This is a genomic window from Halodurantibacterium daqingense, assembly GCF_042666235.1.
GTDB lineage: Bacteria > Pseudomonadota > Alphaproteobacteria > Rhodobacterales > Rhodobacteraceae > Halodurantibacterium > Halodurantibacterium daqingensis.
This window is the reverse complement of the sequence record NZ_JBHTFQ010000002.1, coordinates 1-25514: the sequence shown is the minus strand read 5'-3', so window position 1 is coordinate 25514 and position 25514 is coordinate 1. Positions and strand designations below refer to the sequence as shown.

The following is a 25514-nucleotide window of genomic DNA, read 5'->3' as shown; positions in this document are numbered from 1 at the left end:
ATCAGTCAGGCGTGGGCATCAGGAAATGCCCTGTCGCCTGGGCAAAGAGCCGGGCGCGGTTGTCCTGCCAGGCCTCGACATGCACCGAGGCATAGCGCCGCCCGGACCGGTTGACGCGCGCGCGCGCATAGGCATCACGGGGCAGGCCGGAACGCAGGTAATCCACCGTGAAATCAATCGTCTTGGGCAGGCGGGGCAGAGTTTCGGGCGTCAGAAGCCGCGGATCAAGCGTTCCGCCCTCCATCTGTTCCCACAGAAGCGACCAGGACAGTTCGATGATCGCCGCCACCTCGAGGAAGGCCGCCGTGACGCCGCCGTGGATGGCGGGGATCATCGGGTTGCCGATCAGCTTCTGGTCGAAGGGCAGGATCGCGGTCAGTTCATCGCCACGTCGGTCAAACTGAATGCCCAGGAACTGGATATAGGGCACGCCATGCACCAGCGCGCCCAGGGCAGCATCGCGCCGCTCCTTGATGACCTGGACCGGCTCGACCGGGCGCCGCGGACTCATGGCTCCACCATTTCGGCGGGCGCGCGCGGAGATTCGATCGTGAAGGCGCCGGTGGCCGTGGCGACGGGGCGGGCCTCGTCCTCGTCGGTCGCGGTGGCGCGCACGAAGGCCACCGAGCGGGTGACGTGATAACACTCGGCCCGCGCGCGGATGCGCTGCCCGGGTGTTGCGGCCCGCATGTAGTCGATGCGCAGATCGATCGTGGCAGTGCCGACGGGTGCGCTGGGATGGCTCATGACGGCGGCACCCCCACAGGTGTCCATCAGGGCCGACACTGCACCCCCATGGATGACGCCGGTCATCGGATCGCCCACGAAACGGCGGTCATAGGGCATGGAAATGACCGCGACGCCGTCACCCAGTTCCTCGACCTCCATCCCCAGCGCGACCGAGTGGGGAATAGCCTCGATGAACTGCCGCGCGATCCTGAGTTTGTCGTCCATCCTGTCCCCTTGCCAGCCTGCAAACCCGCGAGCGCCGGGCCATACCCCTGTTATGGACCAGCGGCGCCGCACCGCAAGACCAAATTCGCGCTGCGCAGCGTTGCGTCTGTCCGACCTTGGGTCTAGCTTCACTTGCAACGCCGGAGGAAGCGATGAGCGACAACACCCTCAGTTTCAAAGAGATGTGCGCCCGATTCGAGGTGACGCCACGCACCTTGCGCTACTACGAATACATCGAATTGCTTCAACCCCAGCGCGAGGGCCGCGCGCGGTTCTATGGCCCGCGCGAGGTGGCGCGCATGACGTTGATCCTGCGCGGCCGCCGCTTTGGCTTCAGCCTTGAGGAAATTCGTCAGTGGCTTCTGATCTACCAGACCGAAGGCACGGTTCCGCAGCTTGAAGCCTGGATCGAGATGGCCGACCGCCAGCTGGGCGCTTTGGATCGGCAGCAGCAGGAACTTGCGCATACGATCGATGACCTGCGCGCCCTGCGCCAGGAAGCTGCGGCGCTTCTGTCCCAGCAGAAGTCCTGACGCCGCCCGTCCGGCTCGCTCAGGTTCACCCCGGATCCAGCGCCATGCCGCGGCCGAAGGCGCGGCCGTCAGATGCTGGCCGTGCCGCGCCCCACCGCTTCGGTCGCTGCCCGACGCCACCCGCCGCGGGGGCGTATTCCGAAGGCAGGGCGTGACACCACGTCAAAGCCGCAATGACGCGACGTTACGTTTACGTCAACGTAAGCCTGTATTGTATCGTCGGCATGTGAACCGCATCTTTCCACAACCGGGACCCGCGGATCGCGGGAGGAGCCAGGGGAGGACCAGCCCATGACCGATGATGTGATGACCATCCGCGAGATGTGCGACACCTTTGGCGTTACCCCGCGAACGCTGCGGTTCTATGAATCGAAGGAGCTTCTGTTTCCGATCCGCGACGGCGCGCGGCGCCTGTTCACCAAACGGGACCGGGCGCGGCTCAAGCTGATCCTGCGCGGCAAGCGCTTCGGCTTCAGCCTAGAGCATATCCGCCAGCTTCTGGACCTTTACGACCGTGACCGCACGCAGGTCATGCAGTTGCAACGCACCTACGAGATTGCGCGGGAACGGTTGGCGCAGATGGAAGCACAGCGCGAGGAACTGGACGAGGCGATCGCGGAACTGCGCGAACAGCTTGAATGGGGCGAGGGCGTGATTGCCTCGCTCACCGGCCGCCCGGCGGCGGAATGATCTAGGGAGAGACCGATAATGCCGACATACACGCCCCCCACCCGGGACATGCAGTTCCTTCTGCACGAGGTGATGAAGGCCTCCGAGACCGGCGTGCCCGGATACGAGGAGATGGACCGTGACTTCACCGCCGCCGTGCTGGAAGAGGCCGGCAAGGTTTCGTCCGAAGTTCTTGCCCCGCTGAACGTGGTAGGCGACACGCAGGGCTGCCGGCTTGAAAACGGCGTGGTGCGCACCCCCGAAGGCTTTGACCGCGCCTTTGCGGCGATGAAGGAAGGCGGCTGGACCGCTCTGGACTGCGACCCGGAATATGGCGGCCAGGGGCTTCCCTATCTTCTGAACTCGGCCGTAGGCGAGATGTTCGTCTCCGCCAACATGGCCTTCAACATGTATCAGGGCCTCACGCACGGCGCCTATTCGGCGATTCATGCCCATGGCACCGCGGAACAGAAGGCAACCTACCTGCCCAAGCTGGTCAGCTGCGACTGGACCGGGACGATGAACCTGACCGAGCCGCATTGCGGAACTGATCTGGGTCTGATGCGCACCAGGGCCGAACCGCAGGAGGACGGCAGCTATCTCATCACCGGGCAGAAAATCTTCATTTCCGCTGGCGAACACGATCTGGCTGAAAACATCATCCATCTGGTGCTGGCCAAGGCACCGGGGGGCGGCGCCGGCACCAAGGGGATCAGCCTGTTCATCGTGCCCAAGTTCCTTGTGAACCCCGATGGCAGCCTTGGCGACCGCAACGCGGTGACCTGCGGCAAGATCGAGGAGAAGATGGGCATCCACGGCAACTCGACCTGCGTCATGAACTATGACGGCGCAAAGGGCTGGTTGCTGGGCGATCTTCACAAGGGGATGCGCGCCATGTTCACCATGATGAACGAGGCGCGGCTGGGCGTGGGCCTGCAGGGCTATGCCCAGGCGGCCGTGGCCTACGAGAACGCCGTGGCCTATGCCAAGGACCGGCTTCAGGGCCGCGCGGTGACGGGTGCGGAAAACCCGGATGGGCCGGCAGACCCGCTGATCGTCCACCCCGATATCCGCCGCAACCTGATGGACCAGAAGAGCTTTGTGGAAGGGGCGCGCGCCCTCACCTTCTGGGGCGCCCATCTGATTGACCGCAGCCACCGGATGGACGACGCCGAGGCCGAGGGGCTTGTCAGCCTGCTGACGCCTGTTCTCAAGGGCTTCCTGACCGACAAGGGCTTTGAAATGGCCGTGGCGGCGCAACAGGTCTATGGCGGCCATGGCTATATCGAGGAATGGGGCATGTCTCAATTCGCCCGCGATGCCCGGATCGCCATGATCTATGAAGGCGCGAACGGCATCCAGGCGCTGGACCTCGTGGGCCGCAAGCTTGCGCAGGATGGCGGCAAGCATGTCATGGGCTTTTTCGACCTGGTGAAGGGCTTTGCCCGGGAGAATGCGGACAACCCGGCGCTTGAAGGCTTCATCGAGCCGTTGAAGAAGGGCTCGAAGGATCTGCAGGCGGCGGCGATGTATTTCATGCAGAACGGCATGAAGAACCCGAACCACGCACTGGCCGGTTCCTATGATTTCATGCACCTTTTCGGCCATGTCTGCCTTGGCCTGATGTGGGCGCGCATGGCCAAGGCCGCGCAAGAGGCACTGGATGCGGGCCAGGGCGATGCCGACTTCTACAAGGCCAAGATCGCCACCGGGCGCTACTACATGGCGCGGCACATGCCGGCGACCGGCGCGCATCTGGCCCGCATCGAAAGCGGCGCCGACACAGTGATGGCGCTGGCGGCCAACGACTTCTGATGCCACGACTGGTGCCGGCCCCACCGCGGGCCGGTGCCAAGCAGAGGAGGGCGCAGAATGCAGCTTTATTGTTTCGGGGAATCCGGCAATGCCTACAAGGCGGCGCTGACCATGACGCTTGCCGATGTGGAGTGGGAGCCGGTCTTTGTCGATTTCTTCAACGGCGAAACCCGCAGACCCGAGTTTCTGGCCCTCAACCCGATGGGCGAGGTGCCGGTTCTGGTCGACGGCGACACGGTTCTGTCGCAATCGGGCGTCATCCAGGACTACATCAGCTCCAAGACCGGGCGCCTGGGCGGGCGCAGCGCCGCCGAAAGGCGCGAGGTTCTGCGCTGGGTGTTCTGGGACAACCACAAGATGTCCAGCCAGTGCGGAACGGCGCGCTTCCTGCAGAACTTCCTGCCCGAGGACAAGCGCCCATCCGAGGTGATCGAGTGGCTGCAAGGCCGCCTGTGCGCCGCCTTCCGCACGCTCGATACACAGCTGGACGGACGCAGCTGGTTGGTGGGCGATGGGCCGACGATCGCCGATCTCGCCTGCTGCGGCTACCTTTTCTACCCGGAGCCCTTCGGGTTCGACCGGGCCGACTGGCCAAGGATAGACGCCTGGCTGGACCGCATCAGCGCCCTGCCCGGCTGGAAACATCCCTACGACATGATGCCGGGCAGCCCCGCTGACCGCGCCTAAGGAGGAAACGATGACCGACGCCTATATCTATGACGCCTGCCGCACGCCGCGTGGCAAGGGGCGCGCCGATGGCAGCCTGCATGAGGTGACGAGCCTGCGGCTTTCCGCCCTGACGCTGAATGCGATCAAGGACCGCAACGATCTCGACACCACCGCCGTCGAGGACGTGATCTGGGGCAATGTCACCCAGGTCGGCGAACAGGGCGGCTGCCTTGCCCGCAGCGCGGTCATCGCCTCGGACTTTGCCGAGAGTGTGCCGGGCCTGTCGATCAACCGCTTTTGCGCCAGCGGGATGGAGGCCGTGAACCTTGCCGCCAATCAGGTGCGCGCAGGCGCAGGGATGGCCTATGTCGCGGGCGGGGTCGAGATGATGAGCCGCGTTCCCATGGGGTCGGACGGGGCGGCGATTGCGGTCGATCCATCGGTGGCCATGCAGCACTATTTCGTGCCGCAGGGCATTTCGGCCGACATCATCGCAACCGAACACGGGTTCAGCCGCGACGACGCCGACCTTCTGGCCGTCGAAAGCCAGAAGCGCGCGGCGGCGGCATGGGAAGAAGGGCGTTTCGACCGCTCGATCATCACGGTGCGTGACGTGAACGGCCTGCCGATCCTTGCGCGCGACGAATACATGCGCCCTGACACGAACATGCAAAGCCTTGGCAGCCTCAAGCCCGCCTTCAAGGAAATGGGCGAGCTGATGCCGGGCTTTGACAAGATCGCGATGATGAAATACCCGCATCTGGAGCGGATCGAGCATATCCATCACGCCGGGAATTCATCGGGGATCGTGGACGGGGCCGCCGCCGTGCTGATCGGCAACAAGGAGTTCGGCGAGAAATACGGGCTGAAGCCCCGCGCCCGCATCCGTGCCACCGCCAAGATCGGATCGGACCCGACCATCATGCTGACCGGCCCCGTGCCGGTGACGGAAAAGGTGCTGCGCGACGCCGGCATGTCGCTGTCCGACATCGACCTTTTCGAGGTGAACGAGGCCTTCGCCGCCGTCGTGCTGCGCTTCATGCAGGCCTTTGACGTCGATGCTGACCGCGTGAACGTGAACGGCGGTGCCATCGCGATGGGGCACCCGCTTGGCGCCACGGGCGCGATCATCATCGGGACGCTGCTCGACGAACTGGAACGGTCCGGCAAGGGCGTCGGGCTTGCCACGCTGTGCATCGCGTCCGGCATGGGCGCGGCAACCGTCATCGAGCGGGTGTAAGGAGGACATCATGACCGAGTTTCACTACAATCTGGACGCCGACGGCGTGGCCATCATCACCTGGGACGTGCCCGGAAAGTCGATGAACGTCATGTCGATGGAGGGCTTCCGCGAGCTTGACGCCCATATCGACACGGCCCTCGCCGATGAGGCCGTCAAGGGCATCATCGTCACCAGCGGCAAGAAGGATTTCGCCGGGGGCATGGACCTGAACGTGCTCGCCGGGATGCGGCAGGGTGAAAACCCGGCCCAAGGCATCTTTGACGGCATCATGCAGATCCACCGTATCCTGCGGAAGATCGAGCGCGCGGGCATGGACCCCAAGACGCTGAAGGGCGGCAAACCAATTGCCGCTGCCCTGCCCGGCACAGCGGCGGGCATCGGGCTGGAAATACCGCTCGCCTGTCATCGCATCTTCGCCGCCGACAACCCCAAGGCACGCATCGGCCTGCCGGAAATCATGGTCGGCATCTTTCCGGGCGCGGGTGGCACCACCCGGCTGGTGCGCAAGCTTGGCGCGATGGGCGCCGCGTCCTTCCTTCTGGAAGGCAAGATGCAAGAGCCAAAGAAGATGCGCGCCGCAGGCGTGATCGACGAGGTCGTCCCGCCCTCGGAGTTGCTGCAGCGCGCCCGCGACTGGGTTCTGGGGGCCAAGGACGCCGATATCGTCAAACCCTGGGACCAGAAGGGGTTCAAGCTGCCCGGCGGCGCGCCCTACCACCCGGCCGGGTTCATGACCTTTGTCGGCGCCAGCGCGATGGTGAACGGCAAGACGATGGGTGTCTATCCGGCGGCCAAGGCACTGCTGTCCGCGGTTTATGAAGGGGCGATGGTGCCCTTTGACACCGCGCTGAAGATCGAGGCGCGCTGGTTCACCAACGTGCTCATGAACCCGTCGTCCAGCGCCATGATCCGCAGCCTCTTCCTGAACAAGGAGGCGCTGGAAAAAGGCGCGGTGCGTCCTGACCAGCCTGACCAGTCGGTCCGCAAGGTGGGTATCCTTGGCGCCGGCATGATGGGCGCGGGCATCGCCTATGTCTCGGCCAATGCGGGGATCGAGGTGGTGCTGATCGACGCTGCGCAAGAGGCGGCGGACAAGGGCAAGGCCCATTCCGCCGCGCTGCTCGACAAGGGGATCAGCCGCAAGAAGGTCACACCCGAAAAGAAGGACGAGGTGCTGGCCCGCATCACTGCCACGACCGATTACGCGGCCCTTGCCGGTTGCGACCTGATCGTCGAGGCCGTGTTCGAGGACCCGAAGGTCAAGGCCGAGGTGACTGCCCGGGCCGAAGCCGCCGCGGGCGAGGATTGCATCTTTGCGACCAATACCTCGACCCTGCCGATCAGCGATCTGGCGAAGGCGTCGCAGCGCCCCGCCCAGTTCATCGGCATCCACTTCTTCAGCCCGGTGGACAAGATGATGCTGGTCGAGATCATCCGGGGCCGCGAAACCGGCGACCGCGCCGTGGCCAAGGCGCTCGATTTCGTGCGCCAGATCCGCAAGACCCCGATCGTGGTGAACGACGCCCGCTTCTTCTATGCCAACCGTTGCATCATCCCCTATATCAACGAGGGTGTGCGGATGGTGAAAGAAGGCGTCAGCCCGGTTCTGGTCGAAAACGCGGCCAAGCTGGTGGGCATGCCGCTGGGGCCGCTGCAGCTTGTCGATGAAACCTCGATCGACCTTGGCGTCAAGATCGCCAAGGCCACCCGTGCGGCTATGGGTGATGCCTATCCCGATGGGGCGGTGGATGAGGTGCTGTTCTGGATGGCGGATCAGGGGCGGCTGGGCCGCAAGGCCAAGGCCGGCTTCTATGCCTATGATGCCGATGGCAAGCGTGAAGGGCTCTGGCCCGGGCTGGCCGAGAAATACCCCGCCGCCGATCAGCCCGAGTTGACCGAGGTCCAGCATCGTCTGCTGTTCGCACAAGTACTGGAGGCCGTGCGTGCACTTGAGGATGGCGTGCTCATGGACATCCGCGAAGGCGATGTGGGGGCAATCCTTGGCTGGGGATTTGCGCCGTGGTCCGGGGGCCCGTTCTCCTGGCTGGACATGATCGGTGCTGCCCGCGCGGTCGACATCTGCGAGACGTTGGAGGCACGCTATGGCAGCCGGTTCAGCGCCCCGGCGCTGCTGCGCGACATGGCCGGAAAGGGCGAAAGCTTCTATGCCCGCTTTGGCCAGCCGGCCAAGGCCGCCTGAACCTGATGCACGATCTGCGGCCACCCATCCGGTGGCCGCAGGCTCATGGATGTCCTTCGGCCCGGCCCCGGAGCGCAATGATCACCCCGGACACCGCGATCAGGGCCATGCCCCCCACTGCGGCCGGGTCCGGCACCTCTCCCCACAGGACGATCGCCCACAGCACTGCAAAGACCAGCAGCGCATATTCGAAAACCGCGACATAGGACGCGTCGGCAAGCTGATAGCCCCGGATGATCAGCCCCACTCCGACAAGCGATCCCACAGCCTGCACTGCCGTCCAGAACAGGAAATGGCCCGTCGGCGCGATCCAGCCGCGCATCAGGAAGCCCGCCGCACCCTCGGGTGCCTCCAGTGGCATCAGCGACAGCGACAAGGTGCCGATCAGCCCCCCTATTCCCATGAACAGGAAGAACCCGGCATTCAGCGTCAGCGCCCCCTCGCCCGCGCACCAGCGCCGGGTCGCGATGTTTCCGACTGCATAAAGCAGACCCGCAAGAACGGGCATCAGCGACAGAAGCGTGATCCGAAGCTGCCAGACCTGCAGGATGAGCAGAAGGCCCCCAAACCCCAGCGCAACCGCCCCCATGCGCCAGGGGCCGACCGGCTCGTGATAGACAAGGCGGGCGATCAACAGAACGAAGATGGGCGCGGTATAAAGACCGGCAATGACCTCTCCGATCGGCAGAAAAGCCAGGCAGCCGAAATAGATGAACATGGCGCCGGCGTTGAACAGGCTGCGTGCAAGCACCGGACCTGGCCGGCGCGGCCACAGGCGCTGGCCGAATGCACCGGCCAGCCCCGCCATCAGCGCCAGCGCCATGAGCGTGCGGATCAGATGGAACTGCCAGATGCCGGCCTCGGCGGCGATGACCCTGACATAGTTGTCGGTAAATCCCAGGATCACGCCCCCGAGGCAGGCCGATCCGGCTGCCGCCAGCACTCTGTTCTCCATCTTGCCCTGCCTCTGTTCGTGATTCCCCGGGGGTCCTGCGACGCAGGCAATTCCCCATTTCCCGAGAAGATAATCAGCACCGGCCACCCGGCTGCAACCGTTCTTCGTCACATGCACGATCGGCAGATGCAGCCGATTGTGGCCCCCGCCGGGCTGGGCTATCGTGCGGCATGAAGAAAAAGGCAGGCACAATATCCGGCCGCGCAATGACGGCACTCAGGCAGTACCAACGGCTCGAGACATCGGGGCTCTGGCGCGAAACGCCCGACGACCAGCGCAAGGACGTCATCGTCTCGTTCGGAGAGGCGAGCCTCGTCATATCCGACATTCGGACCGAACGCGCGCTCTCGCATTGGTCCCTGCCCGCGGTCGAACGCCTCAACCCCGATGAGACACCTGCGCTTTACGCGCCGGGCGTCGATGCAGGCGAGACGCTTGAGATTGACGACGAGACGATGATCGCGGCCCTGGAAAAGGTGCGTGGCGTGGTCGCGCAGCGCCAAAGGCGCCCGGGGCGGCTGCGCCTCTGGTCGTTCGCGGCGACGGCCGCAGCGCTGCTGGGGTTGGCGGTGTTCTGGCTGCCCGCGGCGCTGGTGAGCCACACGGCCTCCGTGGTGCCCTATGCCAAGCGGGTCGAGATCGGGCAGCGGATCCTGCAGGACATGGCGCGCGACGGCATGCTCAGCTGCCGCGCGCCGCTGGGACTGCGCGCTGCCGCGCGCCTGCGCGACCGGCTGCTGGGCCCGGACGGTGGTGAGATCGTGGTGATCGACGAAGGGCTTGCGGCAACCGCACACCTGCCTGGACGCCACGTTCTCGTGGGGCGGGGCCTGGTGGAAGGGCATGATGCGCCGGAAATCCTCGCGGGGCATATTCTCGCTGAACGGTTGCGCGCCGATGCGGAGGATCCGCTGCTGCTGCTGCTTCGGACGGCGGGCCTGCGCGCAACCTTCCAGTTGCTGACCACCGGTAACCTGCCTGCTGCGGCGCTTGACGGCTATGGCGCGGCGGTTGTTGCCCATCCTGCGGCGCCGGTGCCCGAAGCGGACTTTCTGGCGCGGATGCAGGCGGCCGGCGTGCCGACGACCCCATATGCCTATTCGCTGGATCCGTCAGGCAGAACGACGCTGGGCCTGATCGAGGGCGATCCGTTCCGCACCGTCCCGCCACGCCCGGTCCTTGCCGATGGCGACTGGGTAAGCCTGCAACAGATCTGCAACGGCTGAGGAACCGCCGCCTATGGTCGCGTGTAGGCGTCCGGGAACCCCGCATTGCGCAGCAGCCAGCGGGCGCGGGCCAGTGCCGCGGGTTCCTCGAAAGGGCCTGCAGCCACGACGGTCAAGGTGGCGCCGCCTCGATCGAACCGGCCGATCCCGGCAGGCAGGCCCAGGGCGATGATCGTGGCGATTGCCTGTTCGGCATTGGCAGGATCGGCAAAGACACCCACCTGCACATGGCGATGCGGCCCCTGGACCGACGCGGCCGCCTTTCGACCGGACGCAGCCGCACCTGGCGGCCTGCGCCCGGTGGCGCGGGATGTGGTGGCGGCGCAAAGCTGTTCGCCGTTTTCATCCACCCGGGGCGCCCAGATCAGGTCGGAGCCGTGATCCGCACGCATGAAGCTGCAGCCGCGGCTGTCCTGCCATTCCCGCACCGCATGTCCTTCGGGCGGGAACTCCGAAGGGGCCAGAAGCGGATCGGCCTGCGCCGGCAGCGCCAGCGCCAGACACACCGCCGCCAGTGACCCCCGCGCCCGCATCATTTCGTTCCGAACATCCGGTCGCCGGCATCGCCCAGGCCGGGGACGATATAGCCCTTGTCGTTCAGACGCTCATCCAGGGCGGCGGTGATGACCGGAACGTCAGGATGCGCCTCGCGCATGCGTGCCACGCCTTCGGGCGCGGCCAGCAGACAGAGGAAGCGAATGTTGCGCGCACCAGATTTCTTGAGCAGGTCAATCGCCGCGACCGAAGAATTGCCGGTTGCCAGCATCGGATCGAGGGCGATGACCAGCCGGTCGCCCAGTTCGTCGGGAACCTTGTAGTAGTATTGCACCGGCTGAAGGGTCTTTTCATCACGATAAAGCCCGATATAGCCGACCCGCGCCGAGGGAATAAGCTCCAGCACCCCATCCAGAAGCCCGTTACCTGCCCGCAGGATCGAGATCAGCGCCAGCTTTTTGCCCTTGAGCGTCGGCGCCTCCATCTCGCAGACCGGCGTGTCAATCAGCCGGGTGGAAAGCTCCAGATCGCGCGTCACCTCATAGGCCAGAAGCTGGCTGATCTCGCGCAGAAGCTGGCGGAAACCGGCAGTCGAGGTCGCCTTGTCGCGCATGATCGTCAGCTTGTGCTGTACCAGCGGATGGCGGACGATTGTCAGGTGCTCTTGCATCAGGCGGTCTCCAGTCGTTTGAGAATCTGCGCCCGTGTTTCGGGGGCGCAGAAGGCGGCCTCGGCCGCGGTGCGGTTCAGCGTTGCAAAGACGCCGTCATCCCAGTCGAACGCCTCGGAGAGGCGGTCGTATTCATGCGTCATGGTCGTGTGAAAGAAAGGCGGATCATCGGTCGAGACTGTCACCTTCACCCCACGGTCGTAAAGCTGCCCGATCGGATGGGCGCGCCAGCCGGGATAGACGCCCAGCGCAACGTTCGAGCCCGGGCAGACCTCGAGCACGATGCCCGCCTCGGCCAGTTCGTCGACAAGGGCCAGATCCTCGATCGCTCGCACACCATGGCCGATCCGCTCCACCCGCAGGTCGCGGAGCGTGTCGCGGATGCCTTGTGGCCCCGCCCATTCCCCCGCATGGGCGGTCAGCCGCAGGCCGGCCTCGCGCGCCATGTCGAACGACCAGGCAAAATCGCGCGGCTTGCCCGCCGTCTCATCCCCCGCGATGCCAAAGCCCACTACCCAGTCGCCCGCCGTTTCGGCAGCACAAAGCGCCACTTCGCGGGCGGCGTCAGGGCCGAAGTGCCGGATGCAGGTGACGATGCCGCGCAAGATGATCCCGTCCTGCGCCTCGGCGGCCTCTGCCGCTTCGCGGATCGCATGAAGGTATTCGCGCCAGGCGCCCAGATCGCGCGCGCCGCAGAAATCGGGCGACAGGAAGGTCTCGGAATAGATCACCCCATGCGCGGCGCTTTCCGCCAGGACGGCGCGGGTCAGGCTATGGTAATCCTCGGGCGAGGTCAGCGGCGCGGTAGCCGCTTCATAGACCTTCAGGAATTCGGCAAAGTCGCGGTAGCGATAGTTGCCGCCTTCGTCAAAGATGCCCGAAATGTCGATGGACTTCTGCCGCGCGAGGCCGCGAACAAAGGAGGGCGGCACGGCGCCTTCCAGATGCAGATGCAGTTCGACCTTCGGACTGTCGCGCAGGGTCACAGAAAGCTCCTTCCCGGCGGCTGGGCCGGAATCTCGAGATGTGCCGCAACCGAGGCCGCGACATCGGCAAAGGCCACCAGCCCGATCGTCCCCGCGCCGCGCCCATGCACCAGGACCGGCACACGTTCGCGGGTGTGATCGGTGCCCCGCCAGGTGGGGTCGTTGCCATGATCGGCGGTCAGGATCAACAGATCATCGGCGCGCAGGCGTGGCAAAAGCATCCCCAGCCGGGTATCGAACCATTCCAGTGCCCGCGCATAGCCTGCCACATCGCGGCGATGGCCATAAAGACTGTCGAATTCCACGAAATTCGCAAAGACAAGCGCGCCATCCTCGGCCGCGTCGGCCAGATCGAGAAGCGCATCGAACAGGGCCGCATCGTCTGGCCCCTTGCGCTGCTGCGAGATCCCCTGCCCCGAGAAGATGTCGCCGATCTTGCCAACGCCATAGGTCATGCGGCCCGCAGTCTGCGCCCAGTCCAGCAGCGTGGGCGACGGCGGGGCGATCGCATAGTCGCGCCGGTTGCCGGTGCGGCGGAACGCGCCGGGCGCGCCGGTGAAAGGCCGCGCGATGACCCGGCCTACCTTCATCGCGTGCAGGCGGGGCGCGACTGCCTCGCACAGCGCCAGAAGACGCGCGAGGCCGAAGTGTTCTTCATGGGCGGCGATCTGGAACACGCTGTCGGCCGAGGTATAGCAGATCGGCCAGCCGCTGCGGATATGCTCGGCGCCCAGCGCCTCGATGATCGGCACGCCCGAGGCATGGCAATTGCCCAGTATTCCCTCGGTTCCCGCCGCAGCGGCGACCGCATCAGCAAGATCGGGCGGGAAGGCGGGCGGTGTGGTCGGGAAGTAGTGCCAGTCCCACGGAACAGGCACGCCGGCCAATTCCCAATGCCCCGAGGGCGTATCCTTGCCGCGCGATACTTCGGTCGCCGCCCCCCATATCCCGGCCGGCGCGGCCTCCAACCCCGGTGTTGCCGCACCGGAGGCCAGCCGGATCGCTGCACCAAGGCCCAACACATCCAGATGCGGCAAGGCAAGGGGGCCTTGGCGGCCCACTTCGGCACAGCCTGCGGCACAGGCCTGCGCGATATGGGCGAGCGTATTCGCACCCGAGTCTCCGAACACATCCGCGTCAGGTGCGCCCCCGCAGCCGACGCTGTCCATCACGATCAGAAACGCGCGTCCCATCAGCCGATCCTTCGGTGGACAAGCGGCGGCTCGGGTGGTTCTTCGGGGCCGAAGTGATAGGCGGCCTGCACGGCTGCAATGGCACGCTCGGCATCGGCTTCGGTCGCCGCGTGGACAAGGGCAAGCGGCATGTCGGGCTGCAACTCTTCCCCCAGCGCCGCGATTTCCGACAGCCCGACCGACGGGTTGATACGGTCGCCATCCCGCAGACGGCCCCCGCCCAGCGCGACCACCGCCAATCCCAATGCCTCGCCATTGATGGCGCGCACATAGCCTTCGGCCGGGCAAGGCACTTCACGCACGACAGGCGCCGAGGGCAGCCGGTCGGGCCAGCGGTCGATGAAGTCCGACGGCCCGCCCATCGCGGCAACCATTGCCCCGAACCGTTCCGCGGCAAGGCCGGATTCCAGAACCATCGCAATGCGCCCGGCGCCATCTTCGGCATCGGCGACAAGCCCCCCCAGCGCCAGCAACTCGCCGCCCAGATCCGTCGTCAGATCCCACAGATCATGGTTGACCGAGGTACCGGTGAGGGTTTCCATCACCTCGATCACTTCAAGCGCATTGCCCACCGCTGTGGCCAGCGGCTGGCTCATGTCGGTAATCAGCGCGCGCGTCATGCAGCCTGCGCCTTGCGCCGTTTCAACCAGAACGGCGGCCAGGCGCTCGGCCTCCTCCATGGTCTTCATGAAGGCGCCGGCGCCGACCTTGACGTCCAGCACCAGCCCTTCGAGGCCCGCGGCAAGCTTCTTGGACAGGATCGAGGCTGTGATCAGATCGACACTTTCCACCGTTGCCGTCACATCGCGCACTGCATAAAGCCGCCGATCCGCAGGGGCGATATCGCCCGTCGCCCCGACGATGGCGCAGCCGTATTCAGCCACGACCTGCCGCAGCTTTTCGACACTCACATCGGCGCGATAGCCGGGGATCGCCTCGAGCTTGTCAAGCGTGCCGCCGGAATGGCCCAGGCCGCGACCCGAGATCATCGGCACATAGGCGCCGCAGGCCGCAAGCGCCGGCGCCAGCAGCAGCGAGATGCAGTCCCCCACCCCGCCGGTGGAATGCTTGTCCAGAACCGGCCCCGGCAGATCCCAATCCAGAAGCTGGCCGCTGTCGCGCATCGCGCGGGTCAGCGTCACCCGCGCCTCGGGTGACAGACCCTTCAGAAGCACGGCCATGGCGAAGGCCCCAGCCTGCGCATCGCTGACCGCGCCACTGGCAAGACCCTGGGCAAAGGCGGTCAGCGCGGGCCGGCCGGGCTCGCGTCCATCCCGGATCGCGGCAATCGTTGCACGGATGTCCATTCAGGCCCGTTCCATATGGGCCTGGGTGAAAACCCCCGGCAAAAGCTCGGCCACCGTCAGGCTGCGCGCATTCCCCTCCAGCGTGGTCATCGTCACCTTCACCCCGGGCGCGGCAAATTCGGCAATCTTCTGGCGACAACCGCCGCAGGGCGTCACCGGCAGCGGGCTGTCGGCGATGACCAGGACTTCCTCGATCCGGGTTTCACCGGCGGCGACCATGGCCGCAATGGCTCCGGCTTCGGCACAGGTGCCCTCCGGATAGGCAACATTCTCCACGTTGCACCCGGCATAGATCGCGCCCGAAGCGGCGCGGATTGCAGCCCCCACCTTGAAGCGGGAATAGGGAACATAGGCGTTTTCACGCACGGCAGTGGCAGCTTCTAGAAGGCGCATCCGGGTCTCCTGCTGAATGGGCGAAGTCTGGAGCCTTGCAAGCCCCGATGCAAGCCCGCAAGGCCCATGCTGCGCCCCCTCGGCCGACCAAGTTTCCCTTGAACCACGCGGCGCTTTACCGATACTCGGGCACAGATGGTTTAGCGTTAAACAAATCGGAGGCGCAGATGGAAGAGGCCCGGCAAGACAACGCAAGGCAAGCGGCGCTGGATTACCACGAGTTTCCCAAGCCCGGAAAACTTGAAGTGCGCGCCACGAAACCGCTCGCCAACGGCCGCGACCTGTCGCGCGCCTATTCGCCCGGCGTGGCCGAAGCCTGCCTGGAGATCAAGGCAGACCCAGGCACCGCGAGCCGCTTCACCGCGCGGGGCAATCTGGTGGCTGTCGTGTCAAACGGAACGGCCGTCCTGGGGCTTGGCAACATCGGCGCACTGGCCTCGAAACCGGTGATGGAGGGCAAGGCCGTCCTGTTCAAGAAGTTCGCCAATATCGACTGTTTCGACATCGAGGTGAACGAGGCCGATCCCGTGCGCCTGGCCGAGATTGTCTGCGCCCTCGAACCCACCTTCGGCGCCATCAACCTCGAGGATATCAAGGCGCCCGAATGCTTCATCGTGGAACGCATCTGCCGCGAACGGATGAACATCCCCGTATTCCATGACGACCAGCACGGCACCGCCATCGTGGTGGGTGCCGCCGCGACCAATGCGCTGCATGTGGCGAGCAAGCGGTTCGAGGATATCAAGGTCGTCTCGACCGGAGGCGGCGCTGCGGGGATCGCCTGCCTGAACATGCTGCTGAAACTTGGCGTGCGGCGCGAAAACGTCTGGCTGTGCGACATTCACGGTCTGGTCCACGAGGGCCGGGTCGAGGATATGAACCCGCAGAAGGCGGCCTTTGCGCAGGCCAGCGACAAGCGCACCCTTTCCGAGGTGATTGACGGGGCGGATCTGTTCCTGGGGCTTTCCGGCCCCGGCGTGCTGACCCCCGAGATGGTGACCCGCATGGCTGCGCGTCCGATCATCTTCGCGCTTGCCAACCCCACGCCGGAAATCACCCCGGAAGCGGTCCGTAGCGTTACACCCGATGCGATCATGGCGACGGGGCGGTCGGACTACCCCAACCAGGTGAACAACGTCCTGTGCTTTCCGTTCATCTTCCGCGGCGCGCTGGACGTGGGCGCGACCACCATCAACGACGCGATGGAGCTTGCCTGTATCGAAGGCATCGCCCGGCTTGCGCGTGCGACCACCAGCGCCGAGGCGGCAGCGGCCTATCAGGGCGAACAGCTGACCTTCGGAGCCGACTATCTGATCCCGAAACCCTTCGATCCGCGGCTGATGGGCGTGGTCGCAAGCGCGGTTGCCCGCGCGGCGATGGAGTCGGGCGTCGCCACCCGCCCGATCGAGGACCTATCCGCCTACAAGCAGAAGCTTGACAGCTCCGTCTTTCGTTCGGCGCTGATCATGCGGCCAGTATTCGAGGCGGCGCGCTCGGCCTCACGCAGGATCGTGTTTGCGGAAGGCGAGGATGAGCGCGTGCTGCGGGCCGCCCACGCGCTGATGGAGGAAACCACCGAGGTGCCGATCCTGATCGGCCGCCCCGAGGTGATCGCACGGCGCTGTGAACGGGCCGGCCTGCCGATCCGGCCGGATCGCGATTTCCAGATCGTGAACCCGGAAAACGATCCCCGCTATCGCGACTACTGGGAAACCTATCACGCGTTGATGGAGCGCCGCGGCGTCACGCCCGACATTGCGCGGGCCGTGCTGCGCACCAATACCACTGCCATCGCCGCCGTCATGGTGCACCGTGACGAGGCCGACAGCATGATCTGCGGCACCTTCGGCCAGTTCCTGTGGCATCTCAAATATGTGTCCGAAGTTCTCGGCCGCGACAACCTCAAGCCGGTGGGCGCGCTCAGCCTGATCATTCAGGAAGAAGGGCCGCTGTTCATCGCCGATACGCAGGTTCACCCGGAGCCCACGCCCGAACAGATCCGCGACACGGTGATCGGTGCGGCGCGGCATGTGCGCCGCTTCGGGATCGAGCCGAAGATCGCGCTGTGTTCGCAGTCGCAGTTCGGGAACCTCGCGACGGAATCAGCCCATCGCATGCGTCAGGCGCTTGGACTGCTAGATGCCCTTCGCCCCGATTTTGCCTATGAAGGCGAAATGTCGCTCGATCTGGCGCTGGACGCCGATCTGCGGGCACGGATCTTCCCCAACGCCCGGTTTGAAGGCGCAGCCAATGTGCTGGTCTTTGCCAGCACCGATGCCGCAGGGGCCACGCGAAACATCCTGAAGATGCGGGCAGCAGGACTTGAGGTAGGACCGATCCTCATGGGCATGGGAAACCGCGCCCATATCGTCACGCCGTCAATCACCGTCCGCGGCCTTCTGAACATGTCGGCGCTCGCGGGCACACCCGTCGCGCATTACGGTTAGGCAGCTTCCGCTGCCGCCAGGATGCGGATGCGCTCGACCATCGCGCGCACCCCGTTCGAGCGTTGCGAGGACAGATGCTCGGTCAGCCCCAGCCGTGCAAGTGCGGAGGGGGCATCGACCTTCACAACTTCAGAGACCGTAAGGCCATCGTAAAGGGCATGAAGGATCGCAATAAGCCCCCGCACGATCAGTGCATCGCTTTCCCCCTGGAAGTGGAAGATGGCATTCGCCCCCGCGCCCTCGATCCGGGGCACGATCCAGACCTGGCTGGCACAGCCCTCGACCTTGGTTGCCGGGACACGCAGTGCCTCGGGCAGCGGCGGCATTGCCTTGCCCATCTCGATCACGTGTCGGTAACGATCTTCCCAATCGTCCAGAAACTCGAAGGTTTCGGCGATTTCCTCGAATGCAGGGCTGGCCATGGCGTCCTCCGTTTCCTGCCCATGACCTAAGCCCGCTGTGTCCAAAGGTCCAGCCGCGGGAAGCGGCTTTTCAAGCGCGTGGCTTTCCGCTACCCAGAGGGCAGTGAATTGGGCAGGGGGTTCGGGATGAACAAGCCGCTTATTGCTGCGCTTTCGGCGCTGCTTCTGATCAGCGCCTGCAGCACGGTCCGCGAGTCGCGCGCCAATCCGCTCAACTGGTTCGGCCGGTCGACACCGGTGACGACACTTGAGCCTGCAGGCGGGTTGCGCAGCATCGCCGACGATCCCCGTCCCCTGGTTGCCGAAATCGTCGACATGCGGGTCGAATCCATCCCCGGCGGCGCCATTGTCCGCGCAACCGCGCGGCAACCGGTGCAAGGCTGGTGGAATGCGGCACTTCTTGCCGAAAACGAGGGCCGCGCCGTTGACGGGGCAATCCGCTTCCGCTTTGTCGCGGCACCGCCCCCGGCGCCGCAGCGCGTTTCAACACCACAATCGCGTGAATTGACCGCGGCGATCTTTGTGCCCGCTGTTCGCTTGGCGAATGCGCGTCAGATCACCGTCAGCGGTGCCCAGAATGCGCGCAGCAGCAGCCGTTAGCGCAGCGCCACCACCTTGACCGCGCTCCCTTTGGCCGAGAGGGCAATTTCACCCCGGCACAGACGCAGCGCATCGCGACCGAAGACTTCCTCGCGCCAGCCGCGCAGCGCCGGCAGATCACGTTCACCCGCCGCAATCGCATCAAGATCGGCGGACGAGGCGATCAGCTTGGCTGCAACGCCCGACTGCTCGGATTTTGCCTTGAGGAGCACGCGCAGCAGATCCGCGAGGGCCGGATTCACCTGAAGCTGTTCGCGCGCCAGATCGGGCTTTGGAAAGCTCTCGGGCGGCGCCTCCATCCCGGCCTTGATCGCGTCAAGAATCCCCTCGGCGATGTCACCGCGGCGGGCTTCGCGCAACAGCAGCCGCGAGCGGCCGAGTTCCTCGTGATTGGTGGGCCGGGTCGAGGCAAGCTCGATCAGCGCGTCATCCTTGTACACCCGGCTGCGCGGCACATTGTTGCTTTGGGCATAATTCTCGCGGAACCGGGCGAGCTCACGCACCACTGCCAGGAAGCGGCCCGAGGTGGTCCGCGTCTTGACGCGCGTCCAGGCATCCGCAGGGTTGAGGATATAGGTCGCGGGTTCGGTCAGTACCGCCAGCTCCTCTTCCACCCATTTCTGACGCCCGGTCTTTTCAATCTCGGCGGCAAGGTGTTCGTAGATGTCGCGCAGATGCGTGACATCGGCCAGCGCATAGGATTTCTGCGCATCCGACAGCGGCCGCCGCGACCAGTCGGTGAAGCGCGAGGTCTTGTCCACCGGCGCGCGGGCGATCTTTTTCACCAGCGTCTCGTATCCGACCTGCTCGCCAAAGCCGCAAACCATTGCCGCAACCTGGGTATCAAACAGAGGCTTGGGGAAAACCCCGCCTTCGATGAAGAAGATCTCCAGATCCTGACGCGCCGCATGGAACACCTTGACCGTCGCCTCGTGGCGAAACAGGTCGTAGAGCGGCTCGAGCGACAGCCCTTCCACCAGCGGATCCACAAGGACCGCCTCGCCCTTGCGCCCGGGAAGCGCCATCTGCACCAGGCACAGCTTGGAATAATAGGTACGTTCGCGCAGGAATTCGGTGTCGAGCGTGACGTAGGGTTCAGATTTGGCCGCTTCGCAGAAACGCGCCAGATCTTCGGTGGTGGTGATGGTCTTCATTCAGGCCCGTTCTTCTGGGATCGCAGGATCGTGGCTGCCGGCGCCTGCCCTGCTTAGGATGTTCCTGCCGCAAAGAAAAGCCCCGGAACGATCAGAGATCAAGCCGCCCCCGGTCACCCGATGCCACGCGCCGCAGCACCGCCGGATAAAGTCTGTGTTCAAGCGGCAGCACCCGTGCCGCAAGCGTTTCGGCCGTGTCACCCGGCAGGATCGGCAGCCGCGCCTGGCCCAGGATCGGCCCTTCGTCCAGTGCCGCCGTCACTTCGTGCACGGTGCAGCCGGCCTCGGCATCGCCCGCCGCGATTGCGCGGGCATGGGTGTGCAGCCCGGTATATTTCGGCAGAAGCGACGGATGGATGTTCAGCATCCGCCCCTCGAACCGGCTGACAAAGGCAGGCGTCAGAACCCGCATGAACCCGGCCAGGCAGACGATGTCGGGCTCGGCGGCTAGAAGCGGTTTCAGCAGTTCCTGCTCGAAGGCCGCGCGATCCTTGCCGAAGGGCCGGTGATCCACTGCCGCCGCAGGAATGCCCATGCGCGCCGCGCGCGACAAACCCGCTGCCGTCGGCTCGTTCGAGACGACAAGAACCGGCCGGGCAGGATGATCGCCCACCATGCTTTCCGCCAGCGCGATCATGTTCGAACCGCCGCCGGAAATCAGGATCGCGACGCGTTTCACAGAAGGCTGCCGCGATAGCGGACGCCCTGCCCCGGCGCGATCCGTCCGATCCGATGGACAGTTTCCCCCGCCTCGGCCAGCAGCGCCTCGGCTGCCGCGGCCTGCTCTTCTGCCACGACAAGCACCATGCCGATGCCCGCGTTGAACGTCTTGAGCAGTTCGGCCTCCGCCATCGCGGCCGTTCCCGCCAGCCAGCGGAATACAGGCGGCAGGGGCCAGGCGCCCAGATCGATCTCGGCACCCAGATCTTCGGGCAGCACGCGCGGCAGGTTTTCGGTCAGACCGCCGCCGGTGATATGGGCAAGCGCATGCACGCCGCCCGCCCGGATCGCCGCCAGAACGGGCTTGACGTAAAGGCGCGTCGGCGCAAGCAGAGCCGCACCAAGGGCGCCCTCCGCAAACGGTGCCGGCGCATCCCAGCCAAGGCCCGAACGTTCGACGATCTTGCGCACCAGCGAATAGCCGTTGGAATGGACTCCGTCAGAAGCCAGCCCGAGCAGCACATCGCCATCCGCGACGCCTGCGGGCAGGTCAGCCCCCCGCTCGAGCGCGCCAACCGCAAAGCCCGCCAGGTCGAAGTCGCCGCCGTGATACATGCCCGGCATCTCGGCCGTTTCCCCGCCCACCAGCGCGCAGCCCGAGGCGGCGCAGCCTTCGGCGATACCGTTGATGATCCGCGTCGCCTGATCGATGTCGAGCTTGCCGGTAGCAAAGTAGTCGAGGAAGAACAGCGGCTCGGCCCCCTGGCAGACAAGATCGTTGACGCACATCGCCACCAGATCGATTCCGATCGTATCCACATTTCCGGTGTCGATCGCGATGCGCAGCTTGGTCCCCACGCCATCCGTCGCCGCCACCAGGATCGGATCCTGATAGCCTGCGGCGCGCAGATCGAACAGCGCGCCGAAGCCGCCAAGCCCCGCCATCACTCCCGGACGCGCGGAGCGTCTGGCCGCGGGCTTGATCCGCTCCACAAGCGCATTGCCCGCATCGATATCGACGCCGGCATCGGCATATGTCAGCCCGTTCTTCCCGGTGGTCATGGCGCGCGCCCCTTCGCTGCGGAAATCCTGCTGCCCCATAGACGATCCGCCCGGCCCGGGCAATCCGCTCTGGTCATTCGCCTGCAAAGGATGACCGGACTTGACCACGCCGCCCGATCTGCTAGGCAAAATGGGCTGGGCCTGTAGCTCAATGGTTAGAGCAGGGCGCTCATAACGCCTTGGTTGGGGGTTCGAGTCCCTCCGGGCCTACCAAACCCCATGATCTGAAGATTTCCTACTAGAAGAAAGACAGCGGCAGTTCGCGATAAAAGTGGCCGAAGAAGCTGCGCAGCGGCTTTTCGCCCGTCTTATTGCGGCAGGAGTCGTGCCTTGGAACGGACGTTTACACCTGTATCGCCCCAGTGAAGGTCTGCTCATGCTACAAGCGAGACCGCAGCGATGCGTTTGGCGATGGACGAGAGCATCCAACCGGTGGACGGCGAAGCGGAAACGGCGCTGGTGATCGAGATCATCCAAGGCAAGACAACGGTGGCCGAGGCGAGTCGTCCGTTTGACCTTCCGCCCTCCGAGATCGAGGGTTGGGTCGAGGGCGCGAAGCGGGGGATGGAGAACTCGCTTCGGGCCAATCCGCTCGATATTCGCGAGCAATACGAGAAGCAGCCAAAGGATCTGCAGGAGGCCTGCGGCGAAGCCATGCTGGAGCTGCGTGCCCGACAAAAGCTGCTGGCCTTCATGGAGCGGAAGGACGGCAAATGATCCGGACGCTCCATGAAGACCTGTTGCGCAGCCCGCCGCCCTTCGCAGCAGGCACAGCCGAGTGCCTCTCTTCAGAATGCTCTCAAACTCGGCAAATGCGAAGGACTGAGGATTTCTTGAAGGCGCGAAGCAGGCGCGATCGTGCTGGCCCGCCGCGCTTTCGAGTAAAGTAACTTGACTCCTCTTCGATAATGCGCAAGCTGCATGTGAGACTTTTGACACGTGCCAATGGCCGTGAGCCCTAGCGAACGGAGACAGCAATGGCTGCAAGAAACACCCAGAAGGACACAATCATGTCAGAACCTGCACCTGAAGAAACCGTAGTGAAAACCGCTGACGACGCGAAAGAGCTGATCAAGCTCGCCGATCGCGTCTCGCGCGCCTTCGAAACAACCCTGCAGGCCGACGAAAGCCGGCTTGCCGTCACTCACTGGGCATTCCTCGATCTGGTTGCCACCACCGAGCCAATTCGACCGTTCTCCGTCGCCAAGAAGTTGGGGATCAGCCGCCAGAACGCCAACAACGCGATAAAGAAGCTCAGCGCTCAGGGCTTGGTGACGGTCATCAAGGACGACGAAGCCGCCCGCGCCAGCTACGTGTCGATCACTGAGGAAGGCACGGCGACTCTGGAACGCATCGCCGCAAGTCTCCAGACCATTGCTGAGGGGCTGAACCAGGAACTGCCCAAGTACCGCACGAGCAGAACAAGCAAGACGCTGCGTGCCCTCACCAAAGTCTTGAAACCGAAAAAGGCCCCAGAAACTGAAACAGTGCCAGAATAAAAAAGGCATCACGCGCGAGGCTGCAGGAACCAGTTCCTGCAGCGCTCTTTTTGGCTCTGCGTTATTTATGAGTAATTTCCCGGCGGCGCCTCAAGAGCGCGTTCAATAACTGTAAGCTTATTCATGACTTGCTTGTATATTTCCAAATCGAGATAGTTTTTTCGTTCTATTTGCGCCCTAATCGACTCAGAAAGCTCGACGCGGTTGTGCTCGGTCGCGTGAGTTACGCGCACACGCACCTCTGGGTCCGAGCGACGCCAGAGCATTGAAGAAAGCGCTCGAAAACTGGCCGGGTACTTCTCTAAACACCCGATAAAATTGAATCTTTCAAGCGCGGCACTCGCGACCTCCTGCGCGTTTCCTGTTCTAACTCCTAGCATAAAGAACGCTGTTTCATTCCGGGCAATCGGCGAGCGATCGATGAAGGTTTCGATATCGGGATAATCGAGCAACATTTTCTCCCACTGGGGGTGATCGGGCGTTCTGGAGTAGCGGTAACTCGAAACAACGCGCTCGATTGGATCGCGGACGAATGTGAACAGCCGCGCGTCCGGGTACCTCTTAAGTAGCACATCCATCTCACTGGCAAAGAAATGTCCAGATGCAGAGCGGAGAGGCTTTTTGCTCGGCGCCAGATCAGCTGTCTCGGCCAAGGCCCGCATCTGATCTCGAGGACCAACCGAGCTTGAAAAATCGGCGAAGAAGTTTCGGTACGGTGGCCGATTTTTTCGAAGTTCGACTGTAAGAGATGACCCAGCCGTCTTGGGGATGTGCTGAAATATCCACAGAGCAGAGGGATCTCCGTTCGCCCACAGATACTGCTGAACATTGTCCCTGTTGAGCTGGCTAAACTTCATCTTGCACTCCCACACACATACGCAAACACAACACGGGATCCCCGCTTAGACAACGAACTACACCATCACAGCTGCGCGCCACAAGAAGCTCCCCGATTTCGATCAGAAGCGCGCTGCAGAAGCGGAGCAGACAACACACCTCCGTGCGTTTCTTGTGCACATCCGGACCCTATGCTCAGAAACCTACGTCAAGCGACCGGACGGATTTGTATCGCAAACTATGGGATAGCCCATCTGGCACAAAGATGGTTTAGTGAAAGCCTGTAATGCGCCCGATAGCGATTCCTTAAGAGTAGAGTGAGCGATGAGGATACTGTTTACCCCCGCCTACAGCGGTTCTGCCATGTGCCAGAGCCGCTACCTGAACCGTAGCAGCATGCCTCTTGACACGTTCAACACGCTCGCGGGCCTGGAGCTCGACAACGATTGGGTCACGCCCAATAACGGGAACATCATCCATGCCGAGTCGGCCGCCAAGATCTTTGAGTGTGACCGATCTCTCTCGACGATCGGGCGCCTCCCCGGTATCCGCCCAGAGGATTCCGAGGAAACGATCGCGAGGAAACTCATGCCGGTCGAGAAGAACTTTGACGGGGTCGTTCTTAACTTCGCAAACATCATACATGCGAAGGAAAAGCTCGCGGAAGGTCTATTCGAGATACTGGAGGTCGGCTTTGCCTCGACTGCGGCACTCGTCGAGAAGCTGAACGACGTCAAGATCTTTGCGTTCGGCGTCGGGCTTCAGGATGAGATGCCTGCGGTACCGGAATCGATCGGACCCAGCCTCTTCAGGCTGCTCACCGCGCTGAACGACAAGGCCGCGATCTTCGGCACGCGGGGCTTCAGGACCGAGAGATTTCTCCATGATCTTGGCCTGACGAATGCTGTCGCACTTGGGTGCCCCAGCCTTTACGTGAACCCCTTCAGCACCAGTCAGTTGGAGTTCCGCCCGTTGTCAAAAGACTACCGCATGACCGCTGCCGGACGTCTTTCAATTTCCGGATTGAAGACCGGCCGCATTCAGCCTCTCCTCGATGTCACCCGCGAGTTTGACACGGATTACGCCTTTCAGAACGACCTGTTCAACCTGTTCCGCAAAGATGACCTCGGCGAAATCGGCTATAACTCGGAATCCCATGAGGTCAGCAAGTCGGCCTGCGACAGTTACGTCAAGAAAAAGCTGAAGACCGACGACCACTTCTCAAGATACTACTATTTCCGTTCCCCCCAGGCATGGCGCGCCTACGCCACCACACGCGATGCATATATCGGTGATCGCTTCCATGGAGGGGTTGCGTTCCTTCAGGTCGGTCGCCCTGCGGGATTTATCTATGATGACGTCAGGGTTTTGGAGCTGACCGGTTATTATGGCCTCAAGGCTTTCACCCCACAGGAGGTCAAGGATCTGGGTAAGCGAGATTTTGGACCATTGCTCAGGGGGCTTGACGTCGGCTTGACGTCGCCGCTGTCGTCTCGCCCGGAAGGCTTGGACTGCAATAAAGTTT

The 25514-nt window shown here is 64.1% G+C and carries 26 protein-coding genes and 1 tRNA gene; 13 read left to right on the top strand and 14 right to left on the bottom strand.

What is annotated here, in order from left to right; translation table 11 throughout:
* Position 1: 1 nt before the first annotated feature.
* Complete coding sequence (locus ACFQXB_RS03530; protein ID WP_377399238.1) at positions 2-511, bottom strand: PaaI family thioesterase; 510 nt, start codon at positions 509-511, stop codon at positions 2-4.
* Positions 508-954 (bottom strand): PaaI family thioesterase, encoded by a 447-nt coding sequence (locus tag ACFQXB_RS03525; RefSeq protein WP_377399235.1) that lies wholly within the window; start codon positions 952-954, stop codon positions 508-510. The genes ACFQXB_RS03530 and ACFQXB_RS03525 overlap by 4 nt, the downstream gene beginning before the upstream one ends.
* A gap of 152 nt (positions 955-1106) precedes the next feature.
* Between ACFQXB_RS03525 and ACFQXB_RS03520 the strand changes: the two genes are divergently transcribed.
* The 6 genes from ACFQXB_RS03520 (at position 1107) to ACFQXB_RS03495 (ending at position 8083) form a co-directional block, all read left to right on the top strand.
* Positions 1107-1487 (top strand): MerR family transcriptional regulator, encoded by a 381-nt coding sequence (locus ACFQXB_RS03520; RefSeq protein WP_377399232.1) that lies wholly within the window; start codon positions 1107-1109, stop codon positions 1485-1487.
* A gap of 291 nt (positions 1488-1778) precedes the next feature.
* The gene (locus tag ACFQXB_RS03515; RefSeq protein ID WP_377399229.1) at positions 1779-2177 is read left to right on the top strand and encodes a MerR family transcriptional regulator; all 399 of its coding nucleotides are present in this window, start codon (positions 1779-1781) and stop codon (positions 2175-2177) included.
* Positions 2178-2195: 18 nt separating this feature from the next.
* The gene (locus ACFQXB_RS03510; RefSeq protein ID WP_377399226.1) at positions 2196-3971 is read left to right on the top strand and encodes an acyl-CoA dehydrogenase C-terminal domain-containing protein; all 1776 of its coding nucleotides are present in this window, start codon (positions 2196-2198) and stop codon (positions 3969-3971) included.
* Between the two features lie 57 nt (positions 3972-4028).
* Positions 4029-4658 carry a glutathione S-transferase family protein gene (locus ACFQXB_RS03505; RefSeq protein ID WP_377399223.1) on the top strand — a complete coding sequence of 210 codons (630 nt, stop codon included), beginning with the start codon at positions 4029-4031 and terminating at the stop codon, positions 4656-4658.
* Positions 4659-4668: 10 nt separating this feature from the next.
* On the top strand, positions 4669-5880 hold the full coding sequence (locus ACFQXB_RS03500) for an acetyl-CoA C-acetyltransferase (RefSeq protein ID WP_377399220.1): 1212 nt from the start codon (positions 4669-4671) through the stop codon (positions 5878-5880).
* A 10-nt stretch (positions 5881-5890) separates the two neighbouring features.
* Positions 5891-8083 (top strand): 3-hydroxyacyl-CoA dehydrogenase NAD-binding domain-containing protein, encoded by a 2193-nt coding sequence (locus ACFQXB_RS03495; RefSeq protein WP_377399217.1) that lies wholly within the window; start codon positions 5891-5893, stop codon positions 8081-8083.
* A gap of 43 nt (positions 8084-8126) precedes the next feature.
* Here ACFQXB_RS03495 and ACFQXB_RS03490 read toward each other — a convergent pair whose 3' ends face one another.
* On the bottom strand, positions 8127-9038 hold the full coding sequence (locus ACFQXB_RS03490) for a DMT family transporter (RefSeq protein WP_377399214.1): 912 nt from the start codon (positions 9036-9038) through the stop codon (positions 8127-8129).
* Between the two features lie 206 nt (positions 9039-9244).
* On the opposite strand from ACFQXB_RS03490, the gene ACFQXB_RS03485 reads away from it, so the two are divergent.
* The gene (locus ACFQXB_RS03485; RefSeq protein WP_377399212.1) at positions 9245-10264 is read left to right on the top strand and encodes a hypothetical protein; all 1020 of its coding nucleotides are present in this window, start codon (positions 9245-9247) and stop codon (positions 10262-10264) included.
* A gap of 11 nt (positions 10265-10275) precedes the next feature.
* Here the strand turns inward: ACFQXB_RS03485 and ACFQXB_RS03480 are convergent, their stop codons facing one another.
* Genes ACFQXB_RS03480 through ACFQXB_RS03455 form a run of 6 tightly spaced genes read right to left on the bottom strand, consistent with a single transcriptional unit; the run spans position 10276 to position 15326 of the window.
* On the bottom strand, positions 10276-10800 hold the full coding sequence (locus ACFQXB_RS03480) for an SPOR domain-containing protein (protein ID WP_377399209.1): 525 nt from the start codon (positions 10798-10800) through the stop codon (positions 10276-10278).
* Positions 10797-11432 carry a uracil phosphoribosyltransferase gene (gene upp, locus ACFQXB_RS03475; protein ID WP_377400702.1) on the bottom strand — a complete coding sequence of 212 codons (636 nt, stop codon included), beginning with the start codon at positions 11430-11432 and terminating at the stop codon, positions 10797-10799. The genes ACFQXB_RS03480 and upp overlap by 4 nt, the downstream gene beginning before the upstream one ends.
* Positions 11429-12409 (bottom strand): adenosine deaminase, encoded by a 981-nt coding sequence (locus ACFQXB_RS03470; protein ID WP_377400699.1) that lies wholly within the window; start codon positions 12407-12409, stop codon positions 11429-11431. Before ACFQXB_RS03470 ends, upp begins: the two co-directional genes overlap by 4 nt.
* A gap of 2 nt (positions 12410-12411) precedes the next feature.
* Positions 12412-13608: a phosphopentomutase gene (locus ACFQXB_RS03465; RefSeq protein ID WP_377399206.1), complete on the bottom strand. Its 1197-nt coding sequence runs from the start codon at positions 13606-13608 to the stop codon at positions 12412-12414.
* The gene (locus ACFQXB_RS03460; protein WP_377399203.1) at positions 13608-14915 is read right to left on the bottom strand and encodes a thymidine phosphorylase; all 1308 of its coding nucleotides are present in this window, start codon (positions 14913-14915) and stop codon (positions 13608-13610) included. The genes ACFQXB_RS03465 and ACFQXB_RS03460 overlap by 1 nt, the downstream gene beginning before the upstream one ends.
* Positions 14916-15326: a cytidine deaminase gene (locus tag ACFQXB_RS03455; protein WP_377400696.1), complete on the bottom strand. Its 411-nt coding sequence runs from the start codon at positions 15324-15326 to the stop codon at positions 14916-14918.
* Between the two features lie 149 nt (positions 15327-15475).
* Here ACFQXB_RS03455 and ACFQXB_RS03450 point away from each other — a divergent pair, with 149 nt between their 5' ends.
* Positions 15476-17755: an NADP-dependent malic enzyme gene (locus ACFQXB_RS03450; RefSeq protein WP_377399200.1), complete on the top strand. Its 2280-nt coding sequence runs from the start codon at positions 15476-15478 to the stop codon at positions 17753-17755.
* Here the strand turns inward: ACFQXB_RS03450 and ACFQXB_RS03445 are convergent.
* Positions 17752-18177, bottom strand: a complete 426-nt coding sequence (locus tag ACFQXB_RS03445; RefSeq protein ID WP_377399197.1) for a SufE family protein — start codon at positions 18175-18177, stop codon at positions 17752-17754. The two genes, ACFQXB_RS03450 and ACFQXB_RS03445, sit on opposite strands and share 4 nt — an antisense overlap.
* A 126-nt stretch (positions 18178-18303) precedes the next feature.
* Here ACFQXB_RS03445 and ACFQXB_RS03440 point away from each other — a divergent pair, with 126 nt between their 5' ends.
* Entirely contained in the window at positions 18304-18777 is a 474-nt protein-coding gene (locus ACFQXB_RS03440) for a hypothetical protein (protein WP_377399194.1), read from the top strand.
* Here the strand turns inward: ACFQXB_RS03440 and rnd are convergent.
* From rnd to purM, 3 genes are all read right to left on the bottom strand, one after another.
* Positions 18774-19931 carry a ribonuclease D gene (gene rnd, locus ACFQXB_RS03435; protein ID WP_377399191.1) on the bottom strand — a complete coding sequence of 386 codons (1158 nt, stop codon included), beginning with the start codon at positions 19929-19931 and terminating at the stop codon, positions 18774-18776. The genes ACFQXB_RS03440 and rnd overlap by 4 nt on opposite strands.
* A 91-nt stretch (positions 19932-20022) precedes the next feature.
* Entirely contained in the window at positions 20023-20610 is a 588-nt protein-coding gene (gene purN / locus ACFQXB_RS03430) for a phosphoribosylglycinamide formyltransferase (protein ID WP_377399188.1), read from the bottom strand.
* Complete coding sequence (purM, locus tag ACFQXB_RS03425) at positions 20607-21653, bottom strand: phosphoribosylformylglycinamidine cyclo-ligase (RefSeq protein ID WP_377399185.1); 1047 nt, start codon at positions 21651-21653, stop codon at positions 20607-20609. Before purM ends, purN begins: the two co-directional genes overlap by 4 nt.
* 137 nt (positions 21654-21790) lie before the next feature.
* On the opposite strand from purM, the gene ACFQXB_RS03420 reads away from it, so the two are divergent.
* The 3 genes from ACFQXB_RS03420 to ACFQXB_RS03410 all read left to right on the top strand — a co-directional run bounded on the left by ACFQXB_RS03420 (position 21791) and on the right by ACFQXB_RS03410 (position 23152).
* Positions 21791-21866 (top strand) — tRNA-Ile (locus ACFQXB_RS03420).
* Positions 21867-22064: 198 nt separating this feature from the next.
* The gene (locus tag ACFQXB_RS03415) at positions 22065-22370 is read left to right on the top strand and encodes a DUF1153 domain-containing protein (protein WP_377399182.1); all 306 of its coding nucleotides are present in this window, start codon (positions 22065-22067) and stop codon (positions 22368-22370) included.
* 260 nt (positions 22371-22630) lie between these two features.
* Positions 22631-23152, top strand: a complete 522-nt coding sequence (locus ACFQXB_RS03410) for a MarR family winged helix-turn-helix transcriptional regulator (protein WP_377399179.1) — start codon at positions 22631-22633, stop codon at positions 23150-23152.
* A 65-nt stretch (positions 23153-23217) separates the two neighbouring features.
* Here the strand turns inward: ACFQXB_RS03410 and ACFQXB_RS03405 are convergent, their stop codons facing one another.
* A complete protein-coding gene (locus ACFQXB_RS03405; RefSeq protein WP_377399176.1) occupies positions 23218-24009 on the bottom strand; it encodes a sulfotransferase family 2 domain-containing protein in 792 nt (263 codons plus the stop codon).
* A gap of 304 nt (positions 24010-24313) precedes the next feature.
* Here ACFQXB_RS03405 and ACFQXB_RS03400 point away from each other — a divergent pair.
* The coding region (locus tag ACFQXB_RS03400; RefSeq protein ID WP_377399173.1) for a polysaccharide pyruvyl transferase family protein at positions 24314-25514 on the top strand (1201 nt) is incomplete at its 3' end.

Coding starts and splice junctions, on each gene's coding strand:
- ACFQXB_RS03405 (WP_377399176.1), bottom strand. CDS start 24,009: ATGAAGTTTAGCCAGCTCAACAGGGACAATGTTCAGCAGTATCTGTGG.
- ACFQXB_RS03460 (WP_377399203.1), bottom strand. CDS start 14,915: ATGGACATCCGTGCAACGATTGCCGCGATCCGGGATGGACGCGAGCCC.
- ACFQXB_RS03410 (WP_377399179.1), top strand. CDS start 22,631: ATGGCTGCAAGAAACACCCAGAAGGACACAATCATGTCAGAACCTGCA.
- purM (WP_377399185.1), bottom strand. CDS start 21,653: ATGACCACCGGGAAGAACGGGCTGACATATGCCGATGCCGGCGTCGAT.
- rnd (WP_377399191.1), bottom strand. CDS start 19,931: ATGAAGACCATCACCACCACCGAAGATCTGGCGCGTTTCTGCGAAGCG.
- ACFQXB_RS03490 (WP_377399214.1), bottom strand. CDS start 9,038: ATGGAGAACAGAGTGCTGGCGGCAGCCGGATCGGCCTGCCTCGGGGGC.
- ACFQXB_RS03485 (WP_377399212.1), top strand. CDS start 9,245: ATGACGGCACTCAGGCAGTACCAACGGCTCGAGACATCGGGGCTCTGG.
- ACFQXB_RS03520 (WP_377399232.1), top strand. CDS start 1,107: ATGAGCGACAACACCCTCAGTTTCAAAGAGATGTGCGCCCGATTCGAG.
- ACFQXB_RS03505 (WP_377399223.1), top strand. CDS start 4,029: ATGCAGCTTTATTGTTTCGGGGAATCCGGCAATGCCTACAAGGCGGCG.
- ACFQXB_RS03510 (WP_377399226.1), top strand. CDS start 2,196: ATGCCGACATACACGCCCCCCACCCGGGACATGCAGTTCCTTCTGCAC.
- ACFQXB_RS03445 (WP_377399197.1), bottom strand. CDS start 18,177: ATGGCCAGCCCTGCATTCGAGGAAATCGCCGAAACCTTCGAGTTTCTG.
- ACFQXB_RS03465 (WP_377399206.1), bottom strand. CDS start 13,608: ATGGGACGCGCGTTTCTGATCGTGATGGACAGCGTCGGCTGCGGGGGC.
- ACFQXB_RS03495 (WP_377399217.1), top strand. CDS start 5,891: ATGACCGAGTTTCACTACAATCTGGACGCCGACGGCGTGGCCATCATC.
- ACFQXB_RS03480 (WP_377399209.1), bottom strand. CDS start 10,800: ATGATGCGGGCGCGGGGGTCACTGGCGGCGGTGTGTCTGGCGCTGGCG.
- ACFQXB_RS03440 (WP_377399194.1), top strand. CDS start 18,304: ATGAACAAGCCGCTTATTGCTGCGCTTTCGGCGCTGCTTCTGATCAGC.
- ACFQXB_RS03450 (WP_377399200.1), top strand. CDS start 15,476: ATGGAAGAGGCCCGGCAAGACAACGCAAGGCAAGCGGCGCTGGATTAC.
- ACFQXB_RS03415 (WP_377399182.1), top strand. CDS start 22,065: ATGGACGAGAGCATCCAACCGGTGGACGGCGAAGCGGAAACGGCGCTG.
- ACFQXB_RS03500 (WP_377399220.1), top strand. CDS start 4,669: ATGACCGACGCCTATATCTATGACGCCTGCCGCACGCCGCGTGGCAAG.
- ACFQXB_RS03525 (WP_377399235.1), bottom strand. CDS start 954: ATGGACGACAAACTCAGGATCGCGCGGCAGTTCATCGAGGCTATTCCC.
- ACFQXB_RS03515 (WP_377399229.1), top strand. CDS start 1,779: ATGACCGATGATGTGATGACCATCCGCGAGATGTGCGACACCTTTGGC.
- ACFQXB_RS03530 (WP_377399238.1), bottom strand. CDS start 511: ATGAGTCCGCGGCGCCCGGTCGAGCCGGTCCAGGTCATCAAGGAGCGG.